14 protein-coding genes and 1 pseudogene are annotated in these 12,588 nt (G+C 68.1%); 6 read left to right on the forward strand and 9 right to left on the reverse strand.

The annotated features are described in order from the left end of the window. The 6 genes from H0X00_RS14555 to H0X00_RS14580 form a co-directional block, all read left to right on the forward strand. On the forward strand, positions 1–312 hold a 312-nt coding region (locus H0X00_RS14555), incomplete at its 5' end, for an integrase core domain-containing protein (RefSeq protein ID WP_293772305.1). 434 nt (positions 313–746) lie between these two features. Then, positions 747–1,526: an SDR family NAD(P)-dependent oxidoreductase gene (locus H0X00_RS14560; protein ID WP_293772307.1), complete on the forward strand. Its 780-nt coding sequence runs from the start codon at positions 747–749 to the stop codon at positions 1,524–1,526. 24 nt (positions 1,527–1,550) lie between these two features. Further along, entirely contained in the window at positions 1,551–2,630 is a 1,080-nt protein-coding gene (locus H0X00_RS14565) for an LLM class flavin-dependent oxidoreductase (protein WP_293772309.1), read from the forward strand. Between the two features lies 1 nt (position 2,631). Continuing rightward, positions 2,632–3,561 (forward strand): enoyl-CoA hydratase, encoded by a 930-nt coding sequence (locus tag H0X00_RS14570; RefSeq protein WP_293772311.1) that lies wholly within the window; start codon positions 2,632–2,634, stop codon positions 3,559–3,561. Positions 3,562–3,807: 246 nt separating this feature from the next. Next, positions 3,808–4,317, forward strand: coding sequence for a nuclear transport factor 2 family protein (locus H0X00_RS14575; protein ID WP_293772313.1), 510 nt, complete (start codon positions 3,808–3,810; stop codon positions 4,315–4,317). Positions 4,318–4,402: 85 nt separating this feature from the next. Beyond that, positions 4,403–5,659 (forward strand): helix-turn-helix domain-containing protein, encoded by a 1,257-nt coding sequence (locus H0X00_RS14580; RefSeq protein WP_293772315.1) that lies wholly within the window; start codon positions 4,403–4,405, stop codon positions 5,657–5,659. Between the two features lie 167 nt (positions 5,660–5,826). Here the strand turns inward: H0X00_RS14580 and H0X00_RS23895 are convergent. From H0X00_RS23895 to H0X00_RS14625, 9 genes and pseudogenes are all read right to left on the reverse strand, one after another. Further along, positions 5,827–6,054: pseudogene (locus H0X00_RS23895) on the reverse strand (SDR family NAD(P)-dependent oxidoreductase); the annotation flags it as partial. 55 nt (positions 6,055–6,109) lie between these two features. Further along, positions 6,110–6,889 (reverse strand): enoyl-CoA hydratase-related protein, encoded by a 780-nt coding sequence (locus tag H0X00_RS14590; RefSeq protein WP_293772319.1) that lies wholly within the window; start codon positions 6,887–6,889, stop codon positions 6,110–6,112. Between the two features lie 7 nt (positions 6,890–6,896). Further along, complete coding sequence (locus tag H0X00_RS14595; protein ID WP_293772321.1) at positions 6,897–7,643, reverse strand: SDR family NAD(P)-dependent oxidoreductase; 747 nt, start codon at positions 7,641–7,643, stop codon at positions 6,897–6,899. 3 nt (positions 7,644–7,646) lie between these two features. Next, the gene (locus H0X00_RS14600) at positions 7,647–8,456 is read right to left on the reverse strand and encodes an enoyl-CoA hydratase/isomerase family protein (protein WP_293772323.1); all 810 of its coding nucleotides are present in this window, start codon (positions 8,454–8,456) and stop codon (positions 7,647–7,649) included. 66 nt (positions 8,457–8,522) lie between these two features. Next, entirely contained in the window at positions 8,523–9,671 is a 1,149-nt protein-coding gene (locus tag H0X00_RS14605; protein ID WP_293772325.1) for an acyl-CoA dehydrogenase family protein, read from the reverse strand. Continuing rightward, on the reverse strand, positions 9,658–10,890 hold the full coding sequence (locus H0X00_RS14610; RefSeq protein ID WP_293772326.1) for a CaiB/BaiF CoA-transferase family protein: 1,233 nt from the start codon (positions 10,888–10,890) through the stop codon (positions 9,658–9,660). The genes H0X00_RS14605 and H0X00_RS14610 overlap by 14 nt, the downstream gene beginning before the upstream one ends. 48 nt (positions 10,891–10,938) lie before the next feature. Continuing rightward, on the reverse strand, positions 10,939–11,763 hold the full coding sequence (locus H0X00_RS14615; RefSeq protein WP_293772327.1) for an SDR family oxidoreductase: 825 nt from the start codon (positions 11,761–11,763) through the stop codon (positions 10,939–10,941). Positions 11,764–11,789: 26 nt separating this feature from the next. Continuing rightward, the gene (locus H0X00_RS14620; protein WP_293772328.1) at positions 11,790–12,191 is read right to left on the reverse strand and encodes a MaoC/PaaZ C-terminal domain-containing protein; all 402 of its coding nucleotides are present in this window, start codon (positions 12,189–12,191) and stop codon (positions 11,790–11,792) included. Continuing rightward, positions 12,188–12,588, reverse strand: a 401-nt coding sequence (locus H0X00_RS14625; RefSeq protein ID WP_293772329.1) for a MaoC family dehydratase N-terminal domain-containing protein, incomplete at its 5' end; no start/stop codon positions are given. The genes H0X00_RS14620 and H0X00_RS14625, both read right to left, overlap by 4 nt.

A 12,588-nucleotide genomic window follows, 5' to 3' on the forward strand; every position in this document is an offset into this window, starting at 1 on the left:
CAGTACACGTCCATTCGCTACACCGAGCACCTCGAACTCGAAGGGATCAAACCCTCGATCGGGTCGGTCGGCGATGCCTACGACAACGCGCTCATGGAATCCACGATCGGGCTCTACAAGACCGAATGCATCCGCACCACGGTCTTCCACGCCGGGCCCTACCGCACGATCAACGACGTCGAGTACGCCACCGCCGGCTGGGTCGACTGGTACAACAACCGGCGCCTGCACAGTAGCCTCGACTACATGGCCCCGGCCGAATACGAGGCAGCCCACTACGCGGCCCTCACCGAGGAACCGCAACCCGTATGAGAGCGGCAGAGAACCTGGGGCGCTTCAATTCAACGTGTCGTCGGGTAGCGGCTGGCCCCGGATCATGCCGCTGAGCTCGGCGTTCGTGTCGACCGGCGTCGTGGGAGGTCGATGGGTGTCGGACTTGTTGATGCCTTTTCGATGCCTCGCCTCGGCGCTGATGCGGGCAGGCTATCGAGTCACTGACCGGCGGGCCCCTTTGGAAGCAGCACTGCTGTTGTCGGTGTTCCTTGGAGGACTGACCCCGCTCCCATCGGGACAAGCGGAACGGGTGGATTTGGCCTCCCGGGACAACCCTGTGGAGCTGAGCCCGGCTAGCTCTTCCCCGGATGGTCTGAGACGACAAGTGCTCCCCGGCACAGGCCGAGGCCGAGCCAATGACAGGGGGGGCTTCGACTCGGACGCTTGGCCGAGGAGCGAAGGGAGGTTCGGACATGGCCTACGAAAGCCTGCGGAACAAGGTGGCCATCGTGACCGGAGCGGCCGGCGGGATCGGCCGGGAGACGGCCCATCGACTGGCCGCCGAGGGAGCGAAGGTGCTCTGCGTCGACATCGACGACAAGGGCGCGCTGGCCACCGTCGATGAGATCACGGCCGCCGGCGGCACCGCCGACGCACAGGGGGCGGACGTCTCCTCGGCCGAGGATGTCGAGCAGGCGGTGACCCAGGCGGTGACCCGCTTCGGAGGGCTCGACGTCATGGTCAACATCGCCGGCGTCGAACACTTCGCCCCGATCACCGAGATGCTCGAAGCCGACTTCGACCGGGTGCTGCGCATCAACCTGAAGGGCACGTGGCTCGGAACCAAATACGCCGCCCTGGCCATGGCCGAGCGGGGCGGCAGCATCGTCAACATGTCGTCGCTGGCCGGGCTGGTGGGGTTCCCCGGCCTGACCGCCTACTGCGCCTCCAAGGCGGGGGTCGTCATGCTCACGAAGACGGCGGCCGTCGAGCTGCGCCCGGCCGGCATCAGGGTCAACGCCATCTGCCCGGCCTTCATCGACACACCGATGCAGCGACGGGCGATGAGCGTCTTCGACCAGCTGCTCGGAGCCGACGGCGCGTCCCTCCCCATGATCGAACGGATGCAGGGCCGGATGGGACAGCCGTCCGACGTCACCGGAACCATCGCCTTCCTGGCCTCCGACGACGCCGCCCTGACCACCGGAACCACCTTCGTCATCGACGGCGGCACCAGCGCCTGCCTGTCCTGATCTCGAACCCGAAGAGGGAGAACCATGCAACTCGGGATGTTCCTCATGCCGTGCCACCCCCCGGAGCGGCCGTTGGCCGACGGGGCCCGCTGGGATCTGGACGTGATCCGGCGGGCCGACGAGCTGGGCTACACCGAAGCCTGGATCGGCGAACACTTCACCGTGGCCTGGGAACCGTGCCCGGCGCCCGACCTGCTCATCGCCCAGGCGCTCATGGAGACGAGCCGGATCGTGCTGGCCCCCGGAGCCCACCTGCTGCCCTACCACCATCCCGCCGAGCTGGCCCACCGCGTCGCCTATCTCGACCACCTCGCCCAGGGGCGACTCATGCTGGGGGTGGGCGCCAGCGGGATCCCGTCCGACCACGCGCTCTTCTGTGTGGACGGCGCGGCCGGCGTGAACCGGAAGATGATGTGGGAGGCCCTCGACATCATCCTCAAGTTGTGGACCGACCCCGATCCCTTTGTGTTCAAGGGGGATTACTGGACGGTGGCCCGACCGGAGCCGATGGTCGGCGGGCTGATGCAGTCGCACATCCGCCCGTTCCAGACGCCGCATCCCCCGATCGGCATCGCCGCCCTCACCCCCCGGTCGGACACCCTGCGGGTCTGTGGCCAGCGGGGCTTCATGCCGCTCAGCCTCAACCTCGGCGACGACTACGTGCGGGACCACTGGGAGATGGTCGAGGAGGGAGCGGCCGAGGCCGGCCGTGTGGCAAACCGGTCCGACTGGCGGGTCGTGCGGGACGTCTTCGTGGCCGACACCGACGAGGAGGCCTTCCGCTGGGCGGCCGCCAGCCACATGGGACGGATGACCGAGGAATACTTCCTGCCGGTGATCCGGGCCTTCGGTCTGATTTCGTTGCTCAAGCACGACCAGGCCGTACCCGATGACGAGGTCACCGCCGACTACCTGATGCGGAACTGCTGGCTCGTCGGGTCCCCGGACCGGGTCGTGGCCAGGCTGGAGCAGCTGGCCGCCACCACCGGGGGCTTCGGAACGCTGCTGCAGCTCAGCTACGACTACATCGACGACCCCGGACCCTGGTTCCACTCGATGGAGCTGATGGCGAACGAGGTCATGCCTCGCGTCGCCCACCTCTGACATGGGCACTGCACGCGACACCATTCGCTACGAGCACCTCGAGACCGGTGTGGTCCGCATCGTGCTCGACCGGCCCGAGACCCGCAACGCCCAGGACAAGGCGATGCTCTACGCGCTGAACGAGGCGTTTGACGCGGCGGCGGCCGACGACGAGGTGAAGGTGGTGGTGCTGGCGGCCGACGGACCCCACTTCTCCTCCGGCCACGACCTGCGCGACGCCAGTTCGCCGATGACGCCGTTCCGGCCGGTCGGCTGCTGGGGCGGGTTCGACCTCCCCGGCGCCGAAGGCTGGTTGGCCGTTGAGGAGGAGATCTACCTCGGGCTGTGCTGGCGGTGGCGCAACTTCCCCAAGCCGACCATCGCGTCGGTGCAGGGCAAGGCGATCGCCGGCGCCCTCATGCTGATCTGGGTCTGCGACCTGGTGGTGGCAGCCGACGACGCCAAGTTCTCGGATCCGGTGGTCGCCTTCGGGGTGGGGGGCGTCGAGTTCTTCGCCCACCCCTGGGAGCTGGGGCCCCGCAAGGCCAAGGAGATGCTCTTCACGGGGGAGGCTGTCACCGCCGCCGAGGCCCACCGGCTGGGAATGGTGAACCACGTCGTCCCCCGATCCGAGCTGGAGGGGTTCACGACCGACCTGGCCCGCAGGATCGCCGCTCAGCCGTCCATGGGCCTGAAGCTGGCCAAGCAGGCCGTGAACCAGACACTCGACGCCCAGGGCCAGTGGACGGCGCTCCAGGCCGCCTTCGGGCTCCACCAGCTCGCCCACTCCCACAACATGCAGCGCTTCGGGTCGCTTCTCGACCCCGCCGGCCTAGGTCACTTCGGGGGTGCGCCGCCGGTCCCGGTTGGGCCGCGGCCGCCAGGCCTCGGCGATGTCGAGGTCGCGCACGTCGCCCAGGCCGAGGAGGTCGAACAGGGCCGCCATACCTGACGAACCCTCAGTTCGGACGGCGACGTCGGTGGAACGAAGCGGGGCGTACCCCCGAGCTCGGGGGTACAAACCGAGCGCCTGCGCCTGAGCGGCGAGCTCGTCGACATCCCGCTTTCGCCGGGCGTTCTCGACCTCGCGGTAAGAGCAGGACATCAGCCAGCTCGACGAAACCAACGAAACCAACGAAACCAACGAACGAAAGAAACCGAAACGAAGAAGCGTGAGTAGGCTCCCGGATCGGGTGGCTTGGGGCAAGGCGATAAATGCCGCTATCCAATACTCCCGATCGGGCAAAAGACGCGCTCGCGCCGCCGTGATACCAATTCGATGGACGGCCGGCCGACGACCGTCACGGTGAAAATGGGAGGAACATTGACAACCAATGAGCAGGTCGTCCGCGATTTCTGTTCGGCCTGGCTGCGGCGAGATCTCGACGAGATTCTCTCCTACGTGACCGACGACATGATTTACCACAACATCCCGGTCCCGGTGGTCGAAGGACGCGAGAACGTTGCGCAGGTATTCAAGACATTTCTGGACCTGATGCACCACCTCGATCTGGAAATCACCAATCTCATGGTCGACGGCGACAAGGTGTTCACCGAGCGGATCGACCGGATGACCGCTGCGGGGGGGCACACCGACCTTCCGGTCGGGGGCTACTTCGAGCTGCGCGACGGAAAGATCGCCGTCATGCACGAGTACTTCAACCTGGCCACGTTCGAGGACCAGGTCGGGTTCAAGATCACCGCGTGACGGGGGCCGCCGGGCCCACTCAGCTGGGGATGGTTGGGCCGGGCGGTCATCGGTACCATCCGCGTGACAGGACGGGATCCTCGACATGTCGCGTGAGCGTGATCTGAGCCGCGGTCACCCGAGGTACAAGGTCGAGCTCGACCGCCTGGCCAACGCCCTTGTCGCCGACCTGGAGGGCGTCTCGGCGGCCGTCGTGACCAGGGTTCTGTCCGAGATCCCCGAGCTCGGAAGGCCCGACAGTGAGGAGTCGTGGGAGACCACGATGGCCAGCGGCCTCGGCAACATCGGCGCCCTGATGTCGATGATGACCTATGGCGTCCCGGCTAACGCCGGGATCGAGCCGCCCGAGGGCGCGCTCGAGTTCTTCCGGACGATGATCAGCCGGGGTGCGGACATCACCACCATCTTGCGCGCCTACCGGATCGGCCATGCCGAGCTGTGGAATCAGTGGATGAAGGTCGTCTCGGAGGGGATCGAGAGCCTTGAGGACCTTCCCGAGATCATGACGGTGTCGTCGGCCCACATGTTCGGCTACATGGACTCCGTCTGCGAGCGGCTCGTGGCGGAGTACGAACCCGAACGTCGGCGTCAGCTCACCAGCGCCGCCGCCCTGCGGGTGGCCACCGCCCAGGCGATCGTCGCCGGCGAAGACGTCGACGCCGACCAGGCCAGCCAGCGTCTGAACTACCGGCTCCGGCGGCACCACCTCGCCCTCGTCCTCTGGCCGACGTCACGGCGGATGGAGGCCCAGGGCACCGAAGGGCTGGAACGCACCGCCTTCGCCCTGGCCGAGGAACTCGGCACCGAGGGGCCGCTCCTCGTCCCCGCCTCGCGGGGTTGCGTGTGGGCCTGGCTCGGCGCGGCCGACGCTCGGCGGCTGGCCCCGGTCATCGCCGCCAAGCCGCCTCCCGCCGGCGTGGCCGTCGCCGCCGGCGCCATCGGTTACGGCCTCGACGGGTTCCGGGAGAGCCACCGCCAGGCCGGCGAGGCCCGCCGGGTGTGCGGGTTGCGGGACCGACCTCCGACCGACATCGTCCACTACCGCACGGTCTCCCTCATCTCCGCCCTGTCCACGGATCCCAGCGCGGCCCAGCGGTTCCTGGTGTCGGAACTCGGTGAGCTCAACGCCCCCGAGGAGTCGACGCGCCGGCTGCGGACAACGCTGCGGACGTTCCTGGAGGTCGGCAGCAGCCACGCCCGGGCCGCCCGGGTGCTCGGAATCCACCAGAAGACCGTCGCCTACCGCGTCCACCGGGCCGAGGACCTCCTGGGCTATCGAGTCGTTGACCGGCGGGCCCCTTTGGAAGCAGCACTGCTGTTGTCGGCGTTCCTGGAGGACTGACCCCGCTCCCATCGGGACAGCCCCCTGAGCGAGCGCGGCGCGACCTGGCTTGGGTCGGAGGCGATAAATGCCGCTCTCCAATACTCCCGATCAGGCAAAAGACGCGCTCGCGCCGCCGTGATACCAATTCGAGGGACGGCCGGCCGACCACCGTCAAGGTGGAAATTGGAGTACACCACCTCGCCGGAGGAGCCGACCCGGCCGGCGTCGGAACTGATGTTGATGATCCGGCCCCACCCCCGTTCGGTCATCGAGTCCAGCACCGCCCGGCTCACAATCACCGTGCCGATGAGATAGTTCACCTCGACGATGCGGCGCCAGGTGTCCTCGGTGGAATCCACGAACGGCTCGATGACGTCGATGCCCGCGTTGTTCACCAGAATGTCCACCGGACCCCGGTCCAGATCGCCTGCTCGATAGCTGCGCCGAGAGGGTCGGACCCATGTCAGATCATTGACCGGTGAAGTTCGGCCGGCGACGCGCCAGGAACGCCGCGAATCCCTCGCGCCCATCGGCAGACGCGAACAGAGCGGTGGTGGCCCGACGTTCGGCGACGATGCCGTCGGCAAGGCTGGTCGGGGCCGTGGAGAGCAAGAGCTCCTTGGTCGCCGCGTGCGCCAGCGGTGCTCCATCTGCGAGCTCGCCCGCCAGGGCGGCGACGTCGGTGAGGAGTGCATCCTCCGCCGCAAGGCGGTTCACGAGCCCGAGCTGGTGCGCTCGTTCGGCATCGAGAAGTCTGCCGAGCATCAGCATCTCCGCCACGACTCCGTGCGGGACGAGCCGGGGCAGACGTTGAGTGCCGCCGGCTCCCGGCAGCACGCCGAGCTTTGCCTCGGGGAGTCCCAGGCGGGACCCCGTGGTGGCGACCCGGATGTCGCAGGCCATCGCGAGTTCGAGGCCGCCGCCCAGCGCGGCCCCGTGGATCGCAGCGATCACGGGCAGGCGGCTGGCTGCCAGGCGATCGAGCGCATTTGCCAAGCCGTGAATGAACGCTTCGAACTGCACGGCGTCGGCAAACCCGCCGATCTCGGCGATGTCGGCGCCGGCGCAGAAACCACGTCCCGCGCCGTGGACGACCAGCGCCCGAATGGTCGCGTCAGATTCGATCTCATCGAGGTGCCGAACCAGGCTGGCGTAGGTGCCGGTGCCGATCGCGTTGAGCTGATCGGCACCCTCCAGCCGGATCCAGGCGACGGCGCCCTTGCAGGTCAGGGATGTGGTGGTGGCCATCTCGCTATCAGACCATCGTCAGGCCGCCGCTGACGGACAGGGTCTGGCCGGTGATGAAGGCCGCCCCAGGACCGGCGAAGAAGGCGACTGCGGGGGCGACGTCCTCGGGGGTTCCGATGCGTTTCATGGGTACCGCCTTCGCGAGTGCGTCGAACATGCCCTGGTTGTGGTCGGCCACCTGCTGCAGCAGTGCCGTATCGGTGGGCCCGGGACAGACGGTGTTGACCGTGATCCCCTTCGTGGCGACCTCGCGGGCGAGCGCCTTGCCGAAGGCGACGATCGCGCCCTTGGTACCCGAGTAGACCACTTCGCCCGAGGAGCCGACCCGTCCGGCGTCGGAGCCTATGTTGACGATTCGCCCGTAGCGCTGTTCGAGCATCGAATCGAGAACGGCGCGAGTGACGATCACGGTGCCGAGGTAGTTGACGTCGACGAGCGTTCGCCACGTTTGCTCGGTGGAGTCGACGAATCGCTCGATCTTGTCGATCCCGGCGTTGTTCACCAGAATGCCGATGGGTCCCAGTTCACGGGCGGCTCGAGTCACGAGTTCGGCTACGGCGGCGCTGTCGGAGATGTCGGCGGAGTAGGCGCCGTGACCGTCGCCGAGGTCTCGAGCCGTCTGTGCGGCGGCCGCGCCGTCGACGTCGCATACGGCGATCGTGGCCCCCTCTGCCGCGAGGGCGCGGCAGATTGCGCGGCCAATTCCGCCGGCTCCACCGGTCACCAGGGCCACTCGGCCGTCGAGGTCGCCCATGGGTCAGGCCCCAGCCGTTGCAGCGGCGAACACCGGAGCGCGCTTTTCCCGATGCGCCGCCAGGCCCTCGCGAACCTCCGGTCCGCCGAACCCGATGAACTCGAGGCCCAGAGACGCCTCGAAGGCCGGGCCCAGCATGCGGTACCAGTGGTTGAGACTGTGCTTGGTCCACCAAATTGCCGTCGGGGCCCCCTCCGCGAGCTGTCTCGCGATGCGGGTTGCGGTCTCGACGACCGCGTCGTCGTCGACGCACTTCGAGACCAGGCCGATCCGCTCTGCTTCTTCGCCCCGCAGGGGCTCACAGGTCAGCAGGTAGTACTTCGCCTTGGCCATGCCGGCGAGCAGGGGCCAACAGATCGCGGCGTGGTCACCGGCCGCGACGCCTAGGCGGGTGTGCCCGTCGATGATCTTGGCGGTGCGCCCGACCACCGAGATGTCGGCGAGTACCGCAACGACCAGGCCGGCCCCCACCGCCGGTCCGCACACTGCGGACACGATCGGCTTGGTGCAGTTGATGACGTTGAAGACCAGGTCGCGGGCCTCGCGCATGATCCGCATCCGGCTGGCGTAGTCGTTGACCATGTCGTCGAGCAGGTCGAAGTTTCCGCCCGACGAGAAGGCCGACCCGGCACCTCGCACCAGGACGGCGCGAACGCCGTCGTCGCGCTCGACGGCAGGCCAGACATCGGCGAGATCGCGATGCATCTGCGGTCCGACGGAGTTGAGCCCCGGTGCCTCGAGCACGATCTCGAGCACTCCTGCCGCGTTCAGATCGAAGTGCAGACTCGGGAACTCGGCGTACCAGTGCGACATGTGGCTGCCTCCGCAGATATAGCTGAATGAGTTGACTATGTGCCCGCTAAGGGCAGCGTGGGGCGGTCAGGACCGGGCTGCCCGAATCATCTGGCCGGCGATGACCAGTTGCTGGATCTGACTGGTGCCTTCGTAGATCCGGAACAGCCGGGCGTCGCGGTACAGACGCTCCACTGCGATCCCGCGCATGTACCCGGCCCCGCCGTGAATCTGAACCGCGCGATCGGCCACTCGACCAACCGCCTCGCTCGCGAAGTATTTGCTCGCCGCCGGGCCGAGCCTGACGTCGACGCCGTCGTCGAAGCGACGGGCCGCGTCGAGAACCAGAGCCCTCGCGGCCATCGTGTCGGTCTTGGAGTCGGCCAGCATCGCCTGGACCAACTGGAATTCGGCGATCGGCGTGCCGCCCTGCTGCCGCGCCAATGCGTAGCTCAAGGACTCGTGTACGAGGCGTTCGGCCATGCCGACGCAGAGGGCCGCAATGTGCAACCGCCCGTGCGCCAGGGCACGCATCGCGGTGACGTACCCGGCCCCCTCCTCGCCGCCGATCATGGCCTCGTGGGGCACCCGGACGTCCTCGAGGATCACGTCCCCACACCACGCGCCAGCTTGGCCCATCTTTCGATCCTTCGGGCCGATGCTCACTCCCGGCGCGAGCCTGGGCACCAGAAAGACCGAGACGCTGCGGCTCGGCGGGCCGGTGGGCGAGGTTCGCGCGAAGACCATGATCACCTCGGCCACCGGCGCGTTGGTGATGTAGCGCTTGACGCCGTTGACGACCCAATGGTCGCCGTCCCGCTCCGCCCGGGTCGTGAGACTGCCGGGGTCCGACCCCGCCTCGGGCTCGGTGAGGCCGAAGGATGCAATCCATTCGCCGCTGGCGAGTTTGGGCAGATAGGTTTCCCGCTGCTGCTCGGTTCCGCCCTCGAGCAGAGTGTGGCCGGCGATGCCGTTGTTGGTGCCGAACAGCGACCGGAATGCCGGCGTCGTCCAGCCGAGTTCCATCACGAGCTGGGCCTCTTCGTGCATCGACAACCCGAGCCCGCCGTACTGGGACGGAATCGCGAACCCGAACAGTCCCATCCGCTTGGCCGCCTCCACGACCCCGGCTGGGATCTCGTCGTTCTCGTCGATGCTCTCCTCCAGGGGGACGACCTCCTGGCGGACGAAACGCCGCACTTCCTTCAGTACGGTGCTCAGCTCATCGGCTTCCATCGCGGTCTCCTGTCCGGTCGCTCTCGCCGGGTGCCAGCCCCACGACTCGCGCCGCCACCAGCGCGGTGATCGCGGCTTCGCTGCGGCCCAGGCCACGCAGAATTTCCCGGGTGTTGCCGCCGACGTCGGGGATCGCATCCATTCGGGGGGTCCACCCCGTCGCGACTGGAGGTGGCAGCAGGGAGCGGATCGGCCCGACGGGCGAGTCCACCTGGCGCCAGCGGTCGCGCGCGTCGAGCTGGGGATGGACCAGCAGTTCGTCGGAGTGGTTGACCCGACCGCAGGCGACGCCGGCGGCGTCGAGAACCTCGATGGCCTGATCCAGCGTCAGAACGCCCAGCACGCGGGCGCAGACCTCTGTCACCTCGGCACGATGAGCGGTTCGTGCCGCGCTCGTGGCGAAGCGTGGATCGACGACGAGGTCCGGACTCCCCAACACCTGGGTCGCCATGCGCGACCACTCCCGGTCGTTCTGTACCGCCACGACGACCTGGCGGCCGTCGACGGTCGCGAAGGCCTCGTACGGCGACAGCGAGGGGTGGCTGACCCCGTTGGGTACGTGTCGACGGCCGCTGCCCTGCGTGAAGTAGATGCTGTAGCCCATCCACTCGGAGATCGCGTCGAAGAGGCTGACCTGGATGGCCCGGCCCTCGCCGGACCGTTCGCGTTGGTAGAGGGCCGCGAGGATGCTGCTGAACGCGTAGATCCCGGCACTCAGGTCGGCGATCGGGATGCCCGGCTTGGCGGGGCGCTCCGCCCAGCCCGTCGTTGCAATCGAGGCGCTTTCCGCCTGCACCACCAGGTCGTAGGCACGCCGGTCGCCGTAGGGACCGCCTTCGCCGTAGCCGGAAACGTCGCAGGCGATCAGCGCGGGGTGCCTGCCCACCAGTTGCGAGGCCGACAGCCCCAGCTTCGCCGCACGGCCCGGCGCCAAGTTCTGCACCACGACGTCGGCACGACAGATCAACTCGTCGAGGATCGCGCGACCGGACTCCGTTGTGAAGTCGAGTGCCAGCGACTCCTTGTTGCGATTGATCCAGACGAAGTGGGAGGCCATACCTGCGACCTCGTCGTCGTAGTCGCGCGCGAAGTCCCCGCCGCCCACTCGTTCGACCTTGATCACACGGGCACCCAGGTCGCCTAGATGGCGCGTGGCGAACGGCGCGCTCACCGCCTGCTCGATGGCGACCACGACGAGACCGTCGAGGGGGCCGCTCATACGTTGTCCTCACGTCGGTGACTTATATAGACATATCGATAGGTCTCCTCACATGTCGAAACCGCCGCCGCAGATCAACGTCTGCCCACTGATGTAGTCGGATTCGGGAAGGCACAGTAGGTAGACCGCGCCCGCGGCCTCCTCCGGCGTACCGCCGCGACCCAGCGGGATCATCTGTTCCAGGGCGGCGACGAGTGCGGGGCTCATCCCGACCGCGATCTCGCGATCCTCGATCTCGATGGTGGCGCCGCCCGTCGCCGGCTCGGTGAGGCGGGTCTTGATGAAACCGAACGCCACGGTGTTGACCGTGACGTTGTACCGGCCCCATTCCTTGGACAGCGTCTTGGTCAGGCCCATGACGCCGGCCTTGGCCGCCGAGTAGTTCGCCTGTCCGGGGTTGCCACCCGTGCCGGCGAGCGAGGAGATGTTGACGACCTTGCGGCAACGCACGGCGCCCTGGGCCTTCTCCGCCTTGGCGGCCGCCGCGATCACGGGCTGGGCCGCGCGCAGGATCTTGAACGGCGCCTTGAGGTGCACGTCGAGGATCGCGTCCCACTGCTCGTCGGTCATCTTCTGGATGACCGAGTCCCAGGTGTAGCCCGCATTGTTGACGACGATGTCCACGCCCCCGAACTCCTGCACCGCGGTCTGCACGAACCGCTCGGCGAAGCCGTCGGCGGTGACGCTCCCCGCGCAGGCCACAGCGCGCCCGCCGGCCTCCTCGATCGCGGCGACGGTCTCCTTGGCGGGCGCGTCGTCGAGGTCGTTGACGACCACGGCGGCGCCGTCGGCGGCGAGCTTGAGCGCGATCTCGCGGCCGATGCCGCGGCCGGAACCCGTGACCAGTGCGACCCGGCCATCCAGCTTGCCCATGGTGTTCTCCAGTTCGTGAGGGATGGTCAGGCGAGGGCGATGACCGCGTCGCCGGTCAGGGTGACGGTGCCGTCGTCGAGCGCGACGGTCAGGGCGAGAGTGGCCCGCCGCTCCCCGTCGATCTCGTCGATGGCGGTGACGACGGCGGTGCAGGTGGGTTGGGCCTTCACCGGGGTGATCGCGGCGAACTTCACCCCGTAGGAGCGGAGCCGCTCCTGCGGGAACAGATCGGTGAGCAGCCGGGCGAGGTAGGCCATCGACAGCATGCCCTGCGCGAACACGTCCGGCATGCCGGCGGACCGCGCGATCTCGTGGTCCAGGTGGATCGGATTCGTGTCGCCCGAGGCGCCGGCGAACAGCGAGAGCGTCGTGCGAGAGATCGGGTCGATCTTGAGGGCCGGTAGTTCGGCGCCGACGTCGAGGCTCACGACCCCACCCCCGGGTTCCGCACGACGATGGTCGAGGTCAGGTCCGCGACGGGTCCGCCGGATTCGTCGGTGATCGCGGTCGCCTTGACGACGAACTCCAATGCCCCGCCCTTCTTGCTGAAGACGTCCGTGATGGTCGAGGTCGCCGTCAGTCGTTCTCCCGCGTAGGCGAGCCGGTGGTACGCGTAGTGCTGCGAGCCGTGGAGGACGTAGTTCATGTCGATGCCGATCTCGCGGATCCACTTGAACGGATCGGGGTCCTCGAGCTCGATGGCGAACAGGAACGTCGGGGGGACCGGAAGGTCGCGGTGTCCGGCGCCTGCGGCCGCGTCCCGGTCGGAGTACACCGGGTCGGTGGAGCCGGTCGCTCGGGCGAACGCGGCCAGGCGGCCGCGTT

This window comes from Sporichthya sp. (assembly GCF_013815995.1).
Lineage (GTDB): Bacteria > Actinomycetota > Actinomycetes > Sporichthyales > Sporichthyaceae > Sporichthya.

Bases quoted from the DNA above. Each gene is read 5' to 3' on its own strand.
- H0X00_RS14560 (WP_293772307.1), top strand. From the start codon at position 747: ATGGCCTACGAAAGCCTGCGGAACAAGGTGGCCATCGTGACCGGAGCG.
- H0X00_RS14565 (WP_293772309.1), top strand. From the start codon at position 1,551: ATGCAACTCGGGATGTTCCTCATGCCGTGCCACCCCCCGGAGCGGCCG.
- H0X00_RS14570 (WP_293772311.1), top strand. From the start codon at position 2,632: ATGGGCACTGCACGCGACACCATTCGCTACGAGCACCTCGAGACCGGT.
- H0X00_RS14580 (WP_293772315.1), top strand. From the start codon at position 4,403: ATGTCGCGTGAGCGTGATCTGAGCCGCGGTCACCCGAGGTACAAGGTC.
- H0X00_RS14590 (WP_293772319.1), bottom strand. From the start codon at position 6,889: ATGGCCACCACCACATCCCTGACCTGCAAGGGCGCCGTCGCCTGGATC.
- H0X00_RS14595 (WP_293772321.1), bottom strand. From the start codon at position 7,643: ATGGGCGACCTCGACGGCCGAGTGGCCCTGGTGACCGGTGGAGCCGGC.
- H0X00_RS14600 (WP_293772323.1), bottom strand. From the start codon at position 8,456: ATGTCGCACTGGTACGCCGAGTTCCCGAGTCTGCACTTCGATCTGAAC.
- H0X00_RS14605 (WP_293772325.1), bottom strand. From the start codon at position 9,671: ATGGAAGCCGATGAGCTGAGCACCGTACTGAAGGAAGTGCGGCGTTTC.
- H0X00_RS14610 (WP_293772326.1), bottom strand. From the start codon at position 10,890: ATGAGCGGCCCCCTCGACGGTCTCGTCGTGGTCGCCATCGAGCAGGCG.
- H0X00_RS14615 (WP_293772327.1), bottom strand. From the start codon at position 11,763: ATGGGCAAGCTGGATGGCCGGGTCGCACTGGTCACGGGTTCCGGCCGC.